Source organism: Cellulomonas soli, from assembly GCF_052036975.1.
GTDB classification, from domain to species: domain Bacteria; phylum Actinomycetota; class Actinomycetes; order Actinomycetales; family Cellulomonadaceae; genus Cellulomonas; species Cellulomonas soli_A.
The window spans coordinates 17719-33710 of the sequence record NZ_JBQIAR010000001.1; the positions used below are offsets into that span (position 1 = coordinate 17719).

At 70.9% G+C, this 15992-nt stretch carries 17 protein-coding genes; 5 read left to right on the forward strand and 12 right to left on the reverse strand.

The window, feature by feature from the left end; all coding sequences use genetic code 11:
• Positions 1–7: 7 nt before the first annotated feature.
• The 3 genes from nrdE to nrdH all read right to left on the reverse strand — a co-directional run bounded on the left by nrdE (position 8) and on the right by nrdH (position 2901).
• Positions 8–2158, reverse strand: coding sequence for a class 1b ribonucleoside-diphosphate reductase subunit alpha (gene nrdE, locus ACTHAM_RS00100; RefSeq protein ID WP_440683515.1), 2151 nt, complete (start codon positions 2156–2158; stop codon positions 8–10).
• On the reverse strand, positions 2128–2544 hold the full coding sequence (nrdI, locus tag ACTHAM_RS00105) for a class Ib ribonucleoside-diphosphate reductase assembly flavoprotein NrdI (protein WP_440683517.1): 417 nt from the start codon (positions 2542–2544) through the stop codon (positions 2128–2130). Before nrdI ends, nrdE begins: the two co-directional genes overlap by 31 nt.
• A 111-nt stretch (positions 2545–2655) precedes the next feature.
• A complete protein-coding gene (gene nrdH / locus ACTHAM_RS00110; protein WP_440683519.1) occupies positions 2656–2901 on the reverse strand; it encodes a glutaredoxin-like protein NrdH in 246 nt (81 codons plus the stop codon).
• A 446-nt stretch (positions 2902–3347) separates the two neighbouring features.
• Here nrdH and ACTHAM_RS00115 point away from each other — a divergent pair, with 446 nt between their 5' ends.
• Complete coding sequence (locus tag ACTHAM_RS00115) at positions 3348–4625, forward strand: DUF6688 domain-containing protein (protein ID WP_440683521.1); 1278 nt, start codon at positions 3348–3350, stop codon at positions 4623–4625.
• Positions 4626–4721: 96 nt separating this feature from the next.
• Positions 4722–5165: a DUF5684 domain-containing protein gene (locus ACTHAM_RS00120; RefSeq protein WP_440683523.1), complete on the forward strand. Its 444-nt coding sequence runs from the start codon at positions 4722–4724 to the stop codon at positions 5163–5165.
• 61 nt (positions 5166–5226) lie between these two features.
• Here ACTHAM_RS00120 and ACTHAM_RS00125 read toward each other — a convergent pair whose 3' ends face one another.
• The 4 genes from ACTHAM_RS00125 to dnaK all read right to left on the reverse strand — a co-directional run bounded on the left by ACTHAM_RS00125 (position 5227) and on the right by dnaK (position 9195).
• On the reverse strand, positions 5227–5646 hold the full coding sequence (locus ACTHAM_RS00125; RefSeq protein WP_440683525.1) for a heat shock protein transcriptional repressor HspR: 420 nt from the start codon (positions 5644–5646) through the stop codon (positions 5227–5229).
• A 4-nt stretch (positions 5647–5650) separates the two neighbouring features.
• Positions 5651–6649, reverse strand: a complete 999-nt coding sequence (locus ACTHAM_RS00130; RefSeq protein ID WP_440683527.1) for a DnaJ C-terminal domain-containing protein — start codon at positions 6647–6649, stop codon at positions 5651–5653.
• Positions 6650–6724: 75 nt separating this feature from the next.
• Complete coding sequence (gene grpE / locus ACTHAM_RS00135; protein WP_440683529.1) at positions 6725–7342, reverse strand: nucleotide exchange factor GrpE; 618 nt, start codon at positions 7340–7342, stop codon at positions 6725–6727.
• Entirely contained in the window at positions 7339–9195 is a 1857-nt protein-coding gene (dnaK, locus tag ACTHAM_RS00140; RefSeq protein ID WP_440683531.1) for a molecular chaperone DnaK, read from the reverse strand. Before dnaK ends, grpE begins: the two co-directional genes overlap by 4 nt.
• 213 nt (positions 9196–9408) lie before the next feature.
• Here dnaK and ACTHAM_RS00145 point away from each other — a divergent pair, with 213 nt between their 5' ends.
• Both ACTHAM_RS00145 and ACTHAM_RS00150 read left to right on the forward strand, forming a co-directional pair.
• Positions 9409–9780 (forward strand): VOC family protein, encoded by a 372-nt coding sequence (locus ACTHAM_RS00145; RefSeq protein ID WP_440683533.1) that lies wholly within the window; start codon positions 9409–9411, stop codon positions 9778–9780.
• Between the two features lie 117 nt (positions 9781–9897).
• The gene (locus tag ACTHAM_RS00150; RefSeq protein WP_440683535.1) at positions 9898–10665 is read left to right on the forward strand and encodes a class I SAM-dependent methyltransferase; all 768 of its coding nucleotides are present in this window, start codon (positions 9898–9900) and stop codon (positions 10663–10665) included.
• 176 nt (positions 10666–10841) lie between these two features.
• Here ACTHAM_RS00150 and ACTHAM_RS00155 read toward each other — a convergent pair whose 3' ends face one another.
• Positions 10842–11399 carry a hypothetical protein gene (locus ACTHAM_RS00155; RefSeq protein WP_440683537.1) on the reverse strand — a complete coding sequence of 186 codons (558 nt, stop codon included), beginning with the start codon at positions 11397–11399 and terminating at the stop codon, positions 10842–10844.
• Between the two features lie 5 nt (positions 11400–11404).
• On the reverse strand, positions 11405–12298 hold the full coding sequence (locus ACTHAM_RS00160; protein ID WP_440683539.1) for a helix-turn-helix transcriptional regulator: 894 nt from the start codon (positions 12296–12298) through the stop codon (positions 11405–11407).
• Between the two features lie 139 nt (positions 12299–12437).
• Between ACTHAM_RS00160 and ACTHAM_RS00165 the strand changes: the two genes are divergently transcribed.
• Complete coding sequence (locus ACTHAM_RS00165) at positions 12438–13340, forward strand: aldo/keto reductase (RefSeq protein WP_440683542.1); 903 nt, start codon at positions 12438–12440, stop codon at positions 13338–13340.
• 162 nt (positions 13341–13502) lie between these two features.
• Here ACTHAM_RS00165 and ACTHAM_RS00170 read toward each other — a convergent pair whose 3' ends face one another.
• From ACTHAM_RS00170 to ACTHAM_RS00180, 3 genes are all read right to left on the reverse strand, one after another.
• Positions 13503–14450, reverse strand: a complete 948-nt coding sequence (locus tag ACTHAM_RS00170; RefSeq protein WP_440683544.1) for a cold-shock protein — start codon at positions 14448–14450, stop codon at positions 13503–13505.
• Between the two features lie 96 nt (positions 14451–14546).
• The gene (locus ACTHAM_RS00175; protein ID WP_440683546.1) at positions 14547–14945 is read right to left on the reverse strand and encodes a (R)-mandelonitrile lyase; all 399 of its coding nucleotides are present in this window, start codon (positions 14943–14945) and stop codon (positions 14547–14549) included.
• Positions 14946–14959: 14 nt separating this feature from the next.
• The gene (locus ACTHAM_RS00180; RefSeq protein WP_440683548.1) at positions 14960–15979 is read right to left on the reverse strand and encodes a zinc-dependent alcohol dehydrogenase family protein; all 1020 of its coding nucleotides are present in this window, start codon (positions 15977–15979) and stop codon (positions 14960–14962) included.
• Between the last annotated feature and the right edge of the window lie 13 nt (positions 15980–15992).

The following is a 15992-nucleotide window of genomic DNA, read 5'->3' on the forward strand; positions in this document are numbered from 1 at the left end:
ACCTACGTCACAACATGCAGGAAACGCAACCCTCCACTTCCGTGCCCTCCAGCGCCATCTGCCGCAGGCGGATGTAGTAGATCGTCTTGATGCCCTTGCGCCAGGCGTAGATCTGCGCCTTGTTCAGGTCGCGCGTCGTGGCGGTGTCCTTGAAGAACAGCGTCAGCGAGAGGCCCTGGTCGACGTGCTGGGTGGCCTCGGCGTACGTGTCGATGATCTTCTCGAAGCCGATCTCGTACGCGTCCTGGTAGTACTCCAGGTTGTCGTTCGTCATGAACGGCGCCGGGTAGTAGACGCGCCCGATCTTGCCCTCCTTGCGGATCTCGATCTTCGACGCGATCGGGTGGATCGAGCTCGTCGAGTGGTTGATGTACGAGATCGAGCCGGTGGGCGGCACGGCCTGCAGGTTCTGGTTGTAGAGACCGTGCTCCTTGACGAGTGCAGCCAGCTCGCGCCAGTCGTCCTGCGTCGGGATGTGGATGCCCGCCTCGGCGAACAGCTCGCGCACCCGCGCGGTCTTCGGCTCCCACGTGCCGGTCACGTACTTGTCGAAGTACTCGCCCGTCGCGTACTTGGAGTCCTCGAACCCGTAGAACGCCTGCTTGCGCTCCTGCGCCAGCAGGTTCGAGGCACGGATCGCGTGGTAAGCCACCGTGTAGAAGTAGATGTTCGTGAAGTCCAGCCCCTCCTCGGAGCCGTAGAAGATCCGCTCGCGCGCCAGGTACCCGTGCAGGTTCATCTGGCCCAGGCCGATCGCGTGCCCGCCGGCGTTCGCGCGCTTGACCGACGGGACCGACTCGATGCTCGTCTGGTCCGACACGGCCGTCAGCGCCCGGATCGCCGTCTCGACCGACTGGCCGAAGTCCGGCGAGTCCATCGACAGCGCGATGTTCATCGAGCCGAGGTTGCACGAGATGTCCCGGCCGACGTGGTCGTAGGACAGGTCCTCGTTGAACGTGGAAGGCGTCGAGACCTGCAGGATCTCCGAGCACAGGTTCGAGTGCGTGATCTTGCCCTTGATCGGGTTCGCGCGGTTGACCGTGTCCTCGAACATCACGTACGGGTAGCCCGACTCGAACTGCAGCTCGGCGAGCGTCTGGAAGAACTCGCGGGCGCTGATCTTCGTCTTGCGGATCCGGCCGTCGTCGACCATCTCGTGGTACTTCTCCGACACGTTGACGTCGGCGAACGGCACACCGTAGACGCGCTCGACGTCGTACGGGCTGAACAGGTACATCGGCTCGTTCTTCTTGGCGAGCTCGAACGTGATGTCCGGGATGACGACGCCCAGCGAGAGGGTCTTGATCCGGATCTTCTCGTCGGCGTTCTCACGCTTGGTGTCCAGGAACCGCATGATGTCCGGGTGGTGCGCGTGCAGGTACACCGCACCGGCCCCCTGGCGCGCGCCGAGCTGGTTGGCGTAGCTGAACGAGTCCTCGAGCAGCTTCATCACCGGGATGACGCCGGACGACTGGTTCTCGATGTGCTTGATCGGCGCGCCGTGCTCGCGGATGTTGCTGAGCAGCAGTGCCACGCCGCCGCCGCGCTTGGACAGCTGCAGGGCGGAGTTGATGCCGCGCGCGATGGACTCCATGTTGTCCTCGATGCGCAGCAGGAAGCAGGAGACGGGCTCGCCGCGCTGCGCCTTGCCGAGGTTGAGGAACGTCGGGGTGGCCGGCTGGAACCGACCGGAGACGATCTCGTCGACCAGGTGGAGCGCGAACTCCTCCTTGCCCTCGGCGAGCGAGAGGGCGACCATGCAGACGCGGTCCTCGAACCGCTCCAGGTAGCGCTTCCCGTCGAAGGTCTTCAGCGTGTACGACGTGTAGTACTTGAACGCGCCGAGGAAGGTCTGGAACCGGAACTTCTTGGCGTAGGCGTGCTTGAAGAGCGTCTTGATGAACGCGCGGTCGTACTGCGCGAGCACGGCCGGGTCGTAGTACTTGTTCTCGACCAGGTAGTCGAGCTTCTCGTCCAGGTCGTGGAAGAACACCGTGTTCTGGTTGACGTGCTGCAGGAAGTACTGCCGCGCGGCCTCACGGTCCTGGTCGAACTGGATCTTGCCGTCCGCGTCGTACAGGTTGAGCATCGCGTTCAGGGCGTGGTAGTCCAGCCCCGTCGCGGGAGTCACGCGGGAATCTGTCGCTGTCGCTGCCAAAACTGCCCCAATCCTTCTCGGACGCGCTGCACGTCCTCAGTGGTTCCCATGAGCTCGAAGCTGTACAGGTGGGGGACGTGGCACTTGGCCGCGATGATGTCCCCCGCGATGCAGTACGCCTCGCCGAAGTTCGTGTTGCCGGCCGCGATGACGCCGCGGATCAGCGCACGGTTGTCCTCGTCGTTGAGGAACTTGATGACCTGCCGGGGGACGGCGCCCCCCTCGTTGCCGCCGCCGTACGTCGGCACCACGAGCACGTACGGCTCGTGGACGCGCAGGAAGGGCTCGGCCGGGAGCAGCGGGATGCGCTGCGCGTCGATGCCGAGCTTGGCGACGAAGCGGTGGGTGTTGCCGGACGCGGAGGAGAAGTAGACCAGCGAACTCATCGACCTGCTCTCCTCGCCTGGTGGAACCGGTGGGTCAGGTGGGCGACGAACGTGCAGGACGGGTGCCCGCCGGGCCGACGCGGTGCTCCGACGCCGGCCCGGGGCGTCCGGTCAGGCGATGACTGCCGCCAGGCGCTGCTCGAGCGCCTTGATGCGGTCGGGCCGGTAGCCCGACCAGTGGTCGCCGTCGACGATGACGACGGGTGCCTGCAGGTGCCCGAGCGACATGACGTAGTCACGCGCGTCGGCGTCCTCGCTGATGTCGACGACCGTGTAGTCCGCGCCGAGCTTGTCCAGCGCGCGGTACGTGGCGTTGCACTGCACGCACGCCGGCTTGCTGTAGACGGTGATCGTCATGCCCACTCCCCCGAATGTCCTGTCCGTGATCCCCCCGACGGGCCTCCCGTGAGGCCCTGGCGGCCAGGTCCCGGAAGGCCACGAGGCCCCGTAGGACCTTCGTCGGCGCCTCGGTCGGCCGCGTGAAGAAGACACTACACCTGGTGTCTGACACTGCAATGCACCACTAGGTGTTGTGTTGCACACGTGTCGTTTTCACCCTGTGCACGGCGTTCTGCACCGCCTGTGGGCGGCGGGGCACCGCCCTGGCCTGCGTCTTCACGGGCCGATCCGGCCACCCTGGCGCCCTACGCACAGGGGCGTCCACAACGACGCGCCGCTCGTCCCCAACGGCGTCCACAGGGCGCCCGCCCGGTTCGCCCGGATCTCACCGCCACCCCGGTGCACCCACGCGTCCGCGCACGCGCACACCCGCCACCGAGTCCCGCAGGTCCTGTGCAGGACCCGTGACCGCGCTGCGAACCTGGCATGCCACGCCCCCGCGCACGGCAGGCTCGACCCGTGCCACCCACCACCCCGCCCTCGCCCCTGCGGTACCCGTGATGGAACTGGCCGTGGGCCTGGTGATCCTCCTCCTGATCGGCCTCGCGGTGCTGGGCGTCGTCCTGACCGGGATGCACCTGCACAACGCGCTGCGCCCCTCCCACGCCCGGCGCCCCCGAGGGGTCGAGCTGACGATCTACCTGCTCGGGCTCCCGCTGACCGGCCTGCTGCTGTCGATCCTGGGATGGCGCAAGGACTGGCCGGAGGCCCTCGAGGCCGGCGCCTCGTTCGAGGACCTGCACAGGCCGGTCGCCTCCTGGCACACCCCGACGGTCGCCGCGCTGGCCATCGCCGGGCTGCTCGCACTGGCGGCCCTCCGCCGGTCGCAGCGCCACCAGCCACCCCTGGTCACCGTGCTGTGCCTGTCCGCCACGTACCTGGCGGCGGCCGTGTGCCTGGCGTGGCTCGTGCAGGTCGGGCCTCACACCACGCAGAGCCCGCTCACCGCGCTGGTCTGCCTCGTACCGTTCGCGTTCCTGGTGTCGACCGTCGACGTCACGCGGGCCGTGATGGCCACAGCGCTGACCGAGCGCGCGCGCACGGCCACGCCGCACCCGGGCGTCGCCTCGACGAGCGCGGTCGACCCGGTCCCACCCCAGCGCGCGAGCCTGCAGGGGGTGCTGGCCTGGTCGGAGCAGGTCCTGCACCGCGTCTCTCGCTGGCCGGTCGCGGCGCTCGCCCTCGCGCTGCCGGTGTGGGGCGTGCTCACCGCCGTGCTGCTCCTGCTCGGACAGCGGCCCGACTCGGCCGTGCGGGCGTTCCTGGACACCAGCGACTGGACGCTGTCCACCCGGCAGTCGCCGCCGATGGTCCAGCTCGACCAGCACTACCTGTGCACCGTCGCCGCGGGCGGTCACCGCAGGCTGGTCCGTCCGCTGCGCCGCGGGGTCCGGCACGGGCACGACGTGGTCGTCAACCGGCAGCTGTGCGTCGCGAACGCGTTCGAGGACGTGCTCGCCGAGCGCCTGCCGCGCACGCACAGGGCGGTGCGCGGGTTCTACGACCGGTGCGGTCTACCCGTCGCCCGGCACGTGACGACCTCGTGGCGGGCCGACGCGGTCTACCTGGTGATGAAGCCGCTCGAGTGGGTGTTCCTCGCGGTGCTCTACGCGAGCGACGACCACCCCGAGCAGCGGATCGCCCGTCAGTACCTACCGGGCGCACCGGCGCGCCCGCGCTGACGCGTCCGGTAGGGACCGGCGGGCACCCGCGCGGCCCCGCGAACTGATGGACCGAACGCGCCACCCGGACGGGACCGGATCGGTACGGTTCGGCCCATGACGACACTGCCGACCCTGCTGCTCACGTCCGTCACCACGACGACCACGACGACCACGACCACCGGCCCGTCGGGCGGCGCGATCGTCGGCATGATCCTCCTGGCGATCGTCGGCTGGATCATCGGCGGGCTGCCCGTGGCCGGCATCTTCGAGAAGGCCGGGGAGCCGAGCTGGCAGGGATTCGTGCCGTTCTGGAACACGATCGTGCTGCTGAAGATCGCCGGGAAGCCCTGGTGGTGGTTCCTGCTGATGGTCGTGCCGGTCGTCGGGATCGTCCTGCAGATCCTGCTCTACCACCAGGTGTCACTGTCGTTCGGCCATGGCGCCGGGTTCACGGTCGGGCTGGTCCTCGTGCCGCTGATCTTCCTGTACGCGCTCTGGCTCGACTCCAGCACATACCGGGGCCCGGCCGCAGGCCGACCCGTCGCCCCGGCGGTCTGACCCGCACCTCGACCACCGGCTCGCCGCCCGCGAGCCGAACGTGAAGCCCCCTCGGGGACCGTCAGCGCGAGCCGGGTCGCCAGAGCACGACCGACCCCGACTCGATCTGCGCCACCGGGCGTCGCGGCCTCGCCCCGCGCGGACCGGCCACCACGTCACCGCGGGCGTCGGCGGTGAACACACGCCGACCCGGCTCGATGAACGCGCGCAGGTACTCCACCTGCGTGACCAGCCGCTCCACCTGCGACTCGAGCTCGAGGATGCGCTTGATGCCCGCCAGGTTGACGCCCTCGTCCTGCGAGAGGCGCTGCACCTCGCGCAGCATCGCGATGTCCCGCACCGAGTACCGCCGGCCGCGCCCACGCGTCCGGCCGGGCGAGACCAGCCCGAGCCGGTCGTACTGCCGGAGCGTCTGCGGGTGCATGCCCGCCATCTCGGCGGCGACCGAGATGACGTAGCGCGGGGTGTCGTCGAGGGCCATCAGGTCACTTCTTCGCGGCGTCCATCAGGTCGGCCCGCACGTTCTCACCCGAGGTGGCGATGCCGAACGCCTGCACGGCCTCGCGTGCGGCACCGGTGAGCCGCTGCGGCACCACGATCTGCACGGTGACCAGCAGGTCACCGGCGGTCTTGGCCGTGGCGACACCCTTGCCCTTGACGCGCAGCGTGCGACCCGACGGAGTGCCCTCGGGCACCTTGACGCGCACGGTGCCGCCCTCGAGCGTGGGCACCTCGATGGTCGCGCCGAGCGCCGCCTCGTCGAACGCGACGGGCACGGTCAGGCGCAGGTCGGCGCCGTCGAGCGTGAACACCGGGTGCGGCGTGACGTGCACGGTGACCACCAGGTCACCCGCGGGGGCGCCACCCTGGCCGGGACGACCCTTGCCGCGCAGCCGGATCTTCTGCCCGTCGCGCACCCCAGGGGGGATGCGTGCGGTGACCGTGCGGCCCTCGACGCCGAGCTGCACGGTGGAGCCCGTCGCGGCCTGACGGAAGGGCAACGTCGTGGTGGCCGCGAGGTCCACGCCCTGCTGGGCGCCGCGCCCCCCGTACCCGGACCCACCGCCGAAGAGGCCGCCGAGCAGGTCCTCGAACCCGGGGGCACCGCCGGCACCCGCGCCCGGGGTCGAGTACCGCACGCGAGGGCCACCGGCGCCGCCGGCCGCGCCCCCGCCGCCGAACATCGACCCGAACAGGTCCTCGAACCCGGCCGTGCCGCCGCGCCCGCCGGAGGTGAAGCGTGCGCCGCCCGCCATGGCCCGCAGCTGGTCGTACTGACCGCGCTGCTCGGCGTCCGACAGGACGGCGTACGCCTCCCCGATCTCCTTGAACTTCGCCTCGGCGACCGCGTCACCCGGGTTGTGGTCCGGGTGCATCGAGCGGGCGAGCTTGCGGTAGGCCTTCTTGATCGTGGCCGCGTCGGCGTCCTTGGGCACACCGAGGACACCGTAGAAGTCCTTCTCCAACCAGTCCTGGCCGGTCACCGGGTCTCCTTCTCGTCCGTCCCACGCTCACATCGCCGACCTACCGCCTCGCCCGCGCTCACGGCGCCGAGGATGTCATGCCTCCGGGTCGACGACGGCCACGCGCGCCGCCCGCAGCACGCGGTCCTTGGTCCGGTAGCCCGGCTGCAGGACCGCCTGCACGGTCGACTCGGTCACGTCGGCCGAGTGCGCGTGCATGAGCGCCTCGTGCACGGCCGGGTCGAACGCCTCGCCCGCCTCGCCGTACCGCTCGACACCGAACCGCTCGAGCGTGGACTCGAGCTTCTCGGCGATCGAGGCGAACGGGCCCGTGAGGTCACCGTGCTGCCGGGCGAGCGCGATGTCGTCCAGCACCGGGATCAGCGCCTCGGCGAGCGCGGCGACACCCCGCTCGTGCGCGGTGATCGCCTCCGCCTTGGACCGCTTCACGTACGCCGAGTACTGCTGCTCGAGGTTGTAGTGGGCGGCCTGCGCCCGCTGCAGCTCCTCGAGCCGCTCGGCCGCGAGCTTCTGGGTCTCGACGAGACCCTCGAGCACCACGGCCTCCTCGGCCCCGGCCAGCGTCTCCGCGGCGTCGGCGAGCACCTGCTCCTCGGGCGTGCGCACCTGACCCGTCTCCGGGTCGATGCGCCGCTTGTCCGTGAAGCGCGGGACCTCGTGCTCGTCGCCGCCGGCGCCCTCGTGCGAGGTCACTTCTTCTCGTCCTCGTCGTCCACGATCTCGGCGTCGACGACGTCGTCGTCAGCGGCCGAGGTGCTCTCGGCGGGCGCGTCGGCCTGGGCCTGCTGGGCCTGGTCGGAGGCGTAGAGCGCCTCGCCGATCTTCTGGCCGACGGCCAGCAGCGCGGCGTGCTTGGTCTTGACTGCCTCGATGTCCGTGCCCTCGAGCGCCGTCTTGAGCTCGGTGACCGCGGTCTGCACCTCGGTCTTGACGTCCTCGGGCAGCTTGTCGCCGTTGTCGGTGAGCTGCTTCTCCATCGAGTAGACGAGCTGCTCGGCGGTGTTGCGGGTCTCGGCCTCCTCGCGGCGCGCCTTGTCCTCGGCGGCGTGCTCCTCGGCCTCCTTGACCATGCGGTCGATGTCCTCCTTGGGGAGGGCCGAGCCGCCGGTGATCGTCATCGACTGCTCCTTGCCCGTGCCGCGGTCCTTGGCGGACACGTGCACGATGCCGTTCGCGTCGATGTCGAAGGTGACCTCGATCTGCGGGACGCCGCGCGGGGCCGGCGCGATGCCGGTCAGCTCGAACGTGCCCAGCGGCTTGTTGTCGCGGGCGAACTCGCGCTCGCCCTGGAACACCTGGATCAGCACGGACGGCTGGTTGTCCTCGGCCGTGGAGAAGATCTCCGAGCGCTTGGTCGGGATGGCCGTGTTGCGCTCGATGAGCTTGGTCATCACGCCGCCCTTGGTCTCGATGCCGAGCGACAGCGGGGTGACGTCGATGAGCAGGACGTCCTTGCGGTCGCCCTTCATGACACCGGCCTGCAGCGCGGCACCGACGGCCACGACCTCGTCCGGGTTGACGCCCTTGTTGGGCTCGCGCCCGCCCGTGAGCTCCTTGACGACCTCGGTGACCGCGGGCATGCGGGTCGAGCCGCCGACCAGGACCACGTGGTCGATGTCGGCCAGCTTGATGCCGGCGTCGCGGATCACCGAGTGGAACGGCGCCTTGGTCCGGTCGATGAGGTCCTGCGTCATCTGCTGGAACTGCGCCCGCGTGAGCTTGGTGTCCAGGTGGACGGGGCCGTTCTCGCTCATCGACAGGTACTGCATGGAGATGTTGGTGCTCGTCGCGGACGAGAGCTCCTTCTTGGCCTGCTCGGCCGCCTCACGCAGACGCTGCAGGGCGATCTTGTCCTTCGACAGGTCGACGCCGGTCGTGTTCTTCACCTCGGCGACCAGCCACTCGACGATCCGGTTGTCCCAGTCGTCGCCGCCGAGGCGGTTGTCGCCGGAGGTCGCGCGGACCTCGATGGTGGAGAAGCCGTCGTCGTCCTTGCCGACCTCGAGCAGGGACACGTCGAACGTGCCACCACCCAGGTCGAAGACCAGGATGAGCTCGTCCTCCTTGCCCTTCTCCAGGCCGTAGGCCAGGGCGGCGGCGGTGGGCTCGTTGATGATGCGCAGTACGTTGAGGCCCGCGATGGTGCCGGCGTCCTTGGTGGCCTGGCGCTCGGCGTCGTTGAAGTACGCCGGGACGGTGATGACGGCCTCGGTGACGGGCTCGCCCAGGTACGCCTCGGCGTCGCGCTTGAGCTTGGAGAGCACGCGCGCGGAGATCTCCTGCGCGGTGTACTTCTTCTCGTCGATCGCCGTCGACCAGTCGGTGCCCATGTGGCGCTTGACCGAGGTGATCGTGCGGTCGACGTTCGTGACGGCCTGGCGCTTGGCGATCTCGCCGACCAGCACCTCACCTGTCTTGGAGAACGCGACGACGGACGGCGTGGTGCGCGACCCCTCCGCGTTGGCGATGACCGTGGGCTCGCCACCCTCGAGAACGGCGACCACCGAGTTCGTGGTGCCCAGGTCGATACCGACTGCTCGTGCCATGTGCTGTGCCTTCCTTCGTGCCGGCGGCGTGCCTCCGTGCCCCGTGGGTCCAGGGGTGCCGCGCGTGCGTGTCTTGAGCCTGCTGCGCTCAAGTCTGCGACGGCGGGCCGGTCTGTGCAAGCCCAGTCGATCAAACTTGAGTCTGACAGGCTCAACTTGAGGACGGCGCGATCTGTTCCCCTGGGCCGGCGGACCCGCCCCTACGGTGAGGGCATGGCCTCCCGACTCTCCGAGCTGGTGATCGACTGCCAGGCCCCGCAGCGGCTGGCGGAGTTCTGGTGCCAGGTGCTCGACTACGTGGTCCTCGACACCGACGAGGGCGCGATCGAGATCGGCCCACCGAGCGGGTTCGGCGGACTGCAGCCGACGCTGATCCTCAGTCCCTCGCCCGAGCCGAAGACCGGCAAGCTGCGACTGCACATCGACGTGAACCCGGTCGACCGCGACCAGGACGCCGAGCTCGCACGCCTGCTCGAGATCGGCGCGCGGCCGGCCGACATCGGGCAGACCGGCGAGGAGCCCTGGCACGTCCTGCTCGACCCGGAGGGCAACGAGTTCTGCCTGCTGCGCCGCCGCCTGGACTAGGACCCGTCGGGTCTCGCACGCGCGCGAGGCGGCACGAGGTATCTTGACGTCAAGATAATTGCCCGCAGGGCTTCCCCGCTCCTGGTGGCAAGCGGCCCCGACCAGGGAGTGACCGTCGTGCCAGTGGACTTCCACGATCCCGCGAACGCGCTGACCTACTCCGGCCGCAACGCCGACCCCGCCTGGGGACGAGCCGTCACGAGCCTCGTCGACGCCACGGGACGCACCGTCGTCGACATCGGCTGCGGCGGCGGCACCTACGCGCGGGAGTGGCTGCGGCTCGGGGCGTCCGCCGTGGTCGGCGTCGACTCCAGCATCCCGATCCTGGGCGCCGCCCGCGCAGATGCCCCCGCGGGCCTCGAGCTGCGCGAGGGCGATGCGGCAGCCACGGGTCTTCCCGGAGGCCGCCACGACATCGTCTTCGCCCGTGCGCTCGTCCACCACGTCCCCGACCTGCGATCCGTCGTCGCCGAGGCCCACCGTCTGCTGCGCCCGGGCGGGCACTACCTGGTGCAGGACCGGACGATGGAGGACGTCCACCAGCCAGGGTCGCCGGACCATCCGCGCGGGTGGATCTTCGAGGTGTTCCCTCGCCTGCGGGACGTCGAGGCTCGTCGCCGCCCGGACAGCGCCACCCTGCGCGACGCGATGGTCGCTCAGGGCCTCGACAGGCCGGCCGTCCACAGCCTGTGGGAGGTGCGACGGCACTACCCCGACCGCAACGCCTACCTCGCCGACGTGAGCGCCCGGACCGGACGGTCGCTGCTGCACGAGCTCGACGACGACGAGCTCGTGCACCTCGTGGCCGAGCTGCGGCGGCGCCTGCCGGACGGACCGATCACGGAGCAGGACCGCTGGACACTGTGGTGCGCAGCGCGCCCGTGAGCCTCCCGGCCCCTCTGGGCCGCAGCATCCGCCGACCGGCTCGTCAGCGCGCGAGGAGTTCCACGTGCACCGTCGGGAGAGTGGTGATGCCGTTCTGCAGGTCGACCAGGACGCGCATCCTCACCTGGGACGAGCGCCACCCCCGATAGCCCGCCGGGTGAGGTCGACGGCAGCACTCAGCGCGACCACGGCCACCACGACCGACGCGTCGGCCTCACCGAGGGAGCCGCCGAGGCCGGGTATGCGGGCACCGAGGCCCGCACCGCCGCATAGGTCTCGACGAAGCGGAGCAGCTCACCCTCGTACTGCTCACGATCGAAGACGAACGGTCCGCCCTCGAACCGGATGTCGTCCTCACCGTCGTCCCAGTCGGTGTCCCAGCCGAACTCCCGCCACACGACTGTGGCCTCCGACCACTCGACGGCGGCCGAGACCACCCCGCAGCCGGCGTCGCCGCAGACCGAGCACACGTACAGCGCGACCCGGCCACCGGGCAGCGCCGAGGGCTTCCGCCCCAGCAGCTCCTCGGCCCCGTCCGTACCGGCCACCGGCCAGTTGTGGACGAGCACGGGGACACTCTCGCCAGCCGGGCCGACGTGCTCGCGCTCACCGACCTGACCCGTCGCGTCCGGGTCATGGAGCAGCCCACGCACCGGGCGGCCGTCGACGAGCGGTTCCCAGTACGCCAGACCGAACCGGCTCGAGGTCACCTGCTCGAACGTCAGGCGGTTCACGTCGGTCATCCTCCCGCGCCGGACGGGACCAGCGTCGTGGCTGCCCACGACGCCAGCAGCTGCAGCCCGTCCGCGGACGGAGAGCCCGGCACCGCCGTGTAGACGTTCACCTGCAGCCCGGGGTCGGCCGGGAGCACGAGCGCCTCGTAGTCGAGCTCGAGCCGTCCGACTGCCGGGTGGTGGAAGACCTTCGTGCCCGAGCGGTGGTAGCGCACGTCGTGCGAGGCCCAGAGGCGACGGAAGTCCTCGCTGCGGGTCGACAGCTCGCCGACCAGGTCGGTCAGTCGCTTGTCGTACGGGTTGCGCCCCGCCTCGGCGCGCAGGAGCGCGACCGAGTCGTGCGCCATGCGGTCGGCCTTCGCACCCCAGAACGCCTCGGCGCCTGCCGGGTCCAGGAACATGAACCGGGCCGAGTTGATCGGCTCGCCCGGCGCGCAGGAGAGCGAGTCGTACAGCGGCGCGTACAGGGCACGCCCGAGCAGGTTGGTGCCCAGCACGTCGAGGCGCCCGTTGCGGACGAAGGCCGGTGCGCCCAGCGCGTCGAGGATGCGTTGCACCGCAGGTCGCAGCACGGCTGTCGGCGCCCGGCGGGCCCGGGACCGCGCCGCGCCGGAGGCGTTGGCCGTCCGGGCCAGGTCGAACAGGTGCCCGCGTTCGGCCTCGTCGAGCTGCAGGGCCTGCGCCAACGACTCCAGGACCTCCTCGGAGACACCGGCCAGGTTCCCGCGCTCCATGCGCGTGTAGTAGTCGATGCTCACGCCGGCGAGCATGGCGACCTCCTCGCGGCGCAGGCCCGGCACGCGGCGGTTGCCGCCGTACGCCGCCAGGTTCGCCCGCTCGGGGGTGATGCGCCCGCGGCGAGTCGTGAGGAACTCACGGGTCTCGGCTCTCAGGTCCATCCGTCGACGGTACGACCGGCGGCCGGATGCCGGGAGGCCCTGGCGTTACCGGGCAGGACGATCCGTCGTGCCCGGGCTGGCAGAGCGAGGTAATGACAGACCCTCCCGCACGGCCCGGCCGCTTCCTAGCGTGCACGACATGACGACGCCCCCGATCCCCACCCTCACCCTGAACAACGGCGTGACGATCCCCGCCCTCGGGTTCGGGGTGTTCCAGACCCCGCCCGAGCAGACCGTCACCGCGGTGCGCACGGCTCTCGAGGTCGGCTACCGGCACATCGACACGGCCGCCGCGTACGGCAACGAGCGCGAGGTCGGGCGGGCCCTGCGCGAGTCGGGGGTGCCGCGCGAGGACGTCGTCGTCGAGACGAAGGTCTGGGTCAGCGACTACGGGTTCGACGCGACGTTGCACGCGTTCGAGAAGTCCGCCGGCAAGCTCGGCCTGGACGTCATCGACGTGCTGGTCCTGCACCAGCCGCTGCCGAGCGAGCCCGACCTGGCCGCCGACGCCTACCGCGCGCTCGAGCACCTGCTGGCCGAGGGCAGGGTGCGCGCGATCGGGGTCTCGAACTTCATGCCCGACCACCTCGAGCGCCTGCTGGGCGACGCCACCGTGGCGCCCGCGCTCAACCAGGTGGAGGTCCACCCGTACTTCCGGCAGCCCGACGTGCTCGCGACCGACGCCGAGCACGGGATCGTGACGCAGGCGTGGTCGCCCATCGGTGGCATCACGTTCTACCCGGGCTGGGGCGACGGTGCGCGTCGCAGCACCCTTCAGGACCCGACCATCGGCCGGATCGCCGCTGCGCACGGTCGGACCCCCGCGCAGGTGATGCTCGGGTGGCACCTGCAGCAGGGTCGCTCGGCCATCCCGAAGTCCGTCACCCCGGCGCGCATCGCGGAGAACTTCGCCGTCGCCGACCTCACGCTGACCGACGACGAGCTCGCCGCGATCGACGCCCTCGACACCGGCCTGCGCGGGGGTCCCGACCCGGACACCGTCACGGTCGCAGGGTGGGGCCGCGACATCCCCGAGGCCTGAGCGCCCCGCACCACGACGACCGGCTGGACCCCTGCCGACCTGGGAGCCATCGCGCCCACCCGGACCGGAACGGCCACGGCTCGCCGGTGCGGGCGATCACCAGCGCCGTCGCGACCGCGACCACCCTGCGCGTCGACCCGCGCTGAACGCCCGGGCGGTGCGTCAGAGCAGCTCGACGTCGTCCGCCTGCGGGCCCCGGTCGCTCTGGCGCACCTTGAACCGGACCCGGTCGCCCTCGAACAGCGACTCGCCACCGCGCACCACCGACACGTGCACGAACAGGTCCGCGCCACCCGCGTCCGGGGTGATGAAACCGAACCCGCGGTCCGCGTCGAAGCGTGCGACCACGCCCTCACCGCCGCGCACCGGGCCGGACGCCGACGACGAGCCCGGACGGCCGCCGCGCGGCGACGACGCGGGTGCCGAGCGGTGCCCGGACCCGCGGACCAGGTCCACGTTGCGGGCCTGGGGCCCACGCTCACCGGGGGCCACGTCGAACACCACACGGTCGCCCTCGGACAACCCGGTCAGGCCCCGACCCAGGGCCTTGACGTGCACGAACACGTCGTCGCCACCCGAGTCGGGCGTGAGGAACCCGAAGCCCTTGTCCGCGTCGTACCAGGTCACCGTGCCGTCGGCACCGTCGGACGCAGCGGCCTGCGCACCGCCACCCGCCCCGGCACCGGCACCGAGCGGCAGCAGATGGTCCGCCTGCGGGCCCTTCTCGCCGTCGACGACCAGGAACGCCACCCGCTGACCCTCGGCGATCACGCCGCCACCGACGATGGCCGAGCTGTGCACGAAGATCTCCGCGCCACCACCGTCGGGCGACACGAAGCCGTACCCCTTGGCCGGCTCGTACCAGGACACCGTGCCCAGCACACCCAGCGCGGCGTCGGGCGCGTGGCCGCCGATCACCTTCACCCGACGGGCCTGCGGGCCGCGGTCACCCTCACCGACCTCGAACTCGACGACCTGGCCCTCGCGGAGCAGCCGGTCCTCCCCGAGGATCTCGGAGGCGTGCACGAACAGGTCCTCGGCGCCGTCCTCGAGGGCGAGGAAGCCGAACCCCCGATCGACGTCGAACCAACGGACGGTTCCCTGGGGCACGGCTGACTCCTTCTCGAACGACGAACTGCTGCCCCCCAGTGTCCCCGACAGAACCGCCCCGCGCGGAACCAGGTGACGGCAGTCACGGCACGCCGGTCAGGCGCCCCGGTACTCCTCGTCCGGCACGTGCTCCAACCACGTGACCACCTGACCGTGCTCGTCGGCCTCCTGCATGGCCACGTGCGCCATGAACCGGTCCGGTGTGGCCCCGTGCCAGTGCTCCTCGCCGGGCTCGATGACGACCACGTCACCCGGGCGGATCTCCTGCACCGGGCCGCCGCGGCGCGCCACGTAGCCGACACCGTCGGTCACGTAGAGCGTCTGACCCTTCGGGTGGCGGTGCCAGGCCGTGCGCGCACCCGGGGCGAACCGCACGTGCGCGCAGCCGATCGCCGACTGCTCGTCCGGCGTGCGGACGCCGTCGATGTACACGGTGCCGGTGAACCAGTCCTCCGGGCCGGCGGCCGTGCTGCCGCCGCTGGGGATGAACCTCATGTCCGTCGTCCCTCCTAGAAGGTCAGCAGCACCTTGGTGGCGCGCCGCTCGTCCATGGCCCGGTAACCCTCGGCCGCGTCCTCGATCGGCAGCGTCAGGTCGAAGACCCTGCCCGGGTCGATCGTGCGGTCCCAGATGAGCCGGATCAGCTCGGGCAGGAACCGGCGCACCGGAGCCGGGCCGCCGTGCAGGTGGACACCCGAGAAGAACAGCTCCAGGCCCGGCAGCGCCACGTCGTGCGACACCCCGACGTACCCGACGTGCCCGCCGGCGCGGGTCGCACGGATGGCCTGCAGCATCGACTCCTGCGTACCCACGGCCTCGATCGTGGAGTGCACGCCGAGCCCACCGGTGAGCTCCTTGATGCGGGCCACACCCGCGTCGCCGCGCTCCTCCACGATGTCCGTGGCACCGAACTCGCGGGCCAGTGCCTGCCGGTCGGCGTGCCGCGACATCGCGATGATCCGCTCCGCACCCAGCTGCCGGGCGGCCAGCACACCCAGCAGGCCCACCGCGCCGTCCCCGACCACGGCAACCGTCTTGCCCGGCCCGACCTCGGCGGCCACGGCCGCGAACCAGCCGGTGCCCAGCACGTCGGACGCGGCCAGCAACGACGGGATCAGGTCCGCGTCGGGCATGCCCGGGGTGGCCACCAGCGTGCCGTCGGCCAGCGGGATCCGGGCGTACTCGGCCTGCGCACCCGGCAGCGCACCGGGCTTCCGGTGCACGCAGTGCGACTGGTACCCGGCCTGGCAGATCTCGCACGTGTTGTCCGAGGCGAAGAACGACCCCACGACGAAGTCCCCGACCGCCAGGGTCGTGACTGCCGAGCCGATCTCGTCGACGACACCCACGTACTCGTGGCCCATCGGCTGGTGGTCGACGTGGTCCGCCCCCCGGTACGGCCACAGGTCGGACCCGCAGATGCAGGTCGCGGACAGCTTGATGATCGCGTCGGTCGGCTCGACGATCGTCGGCCGGCTGGTCTCGTCGACCCGGACGTCGCCCGGGGCGACCATGACGACTGCACGCATGGTGATGCCTCTC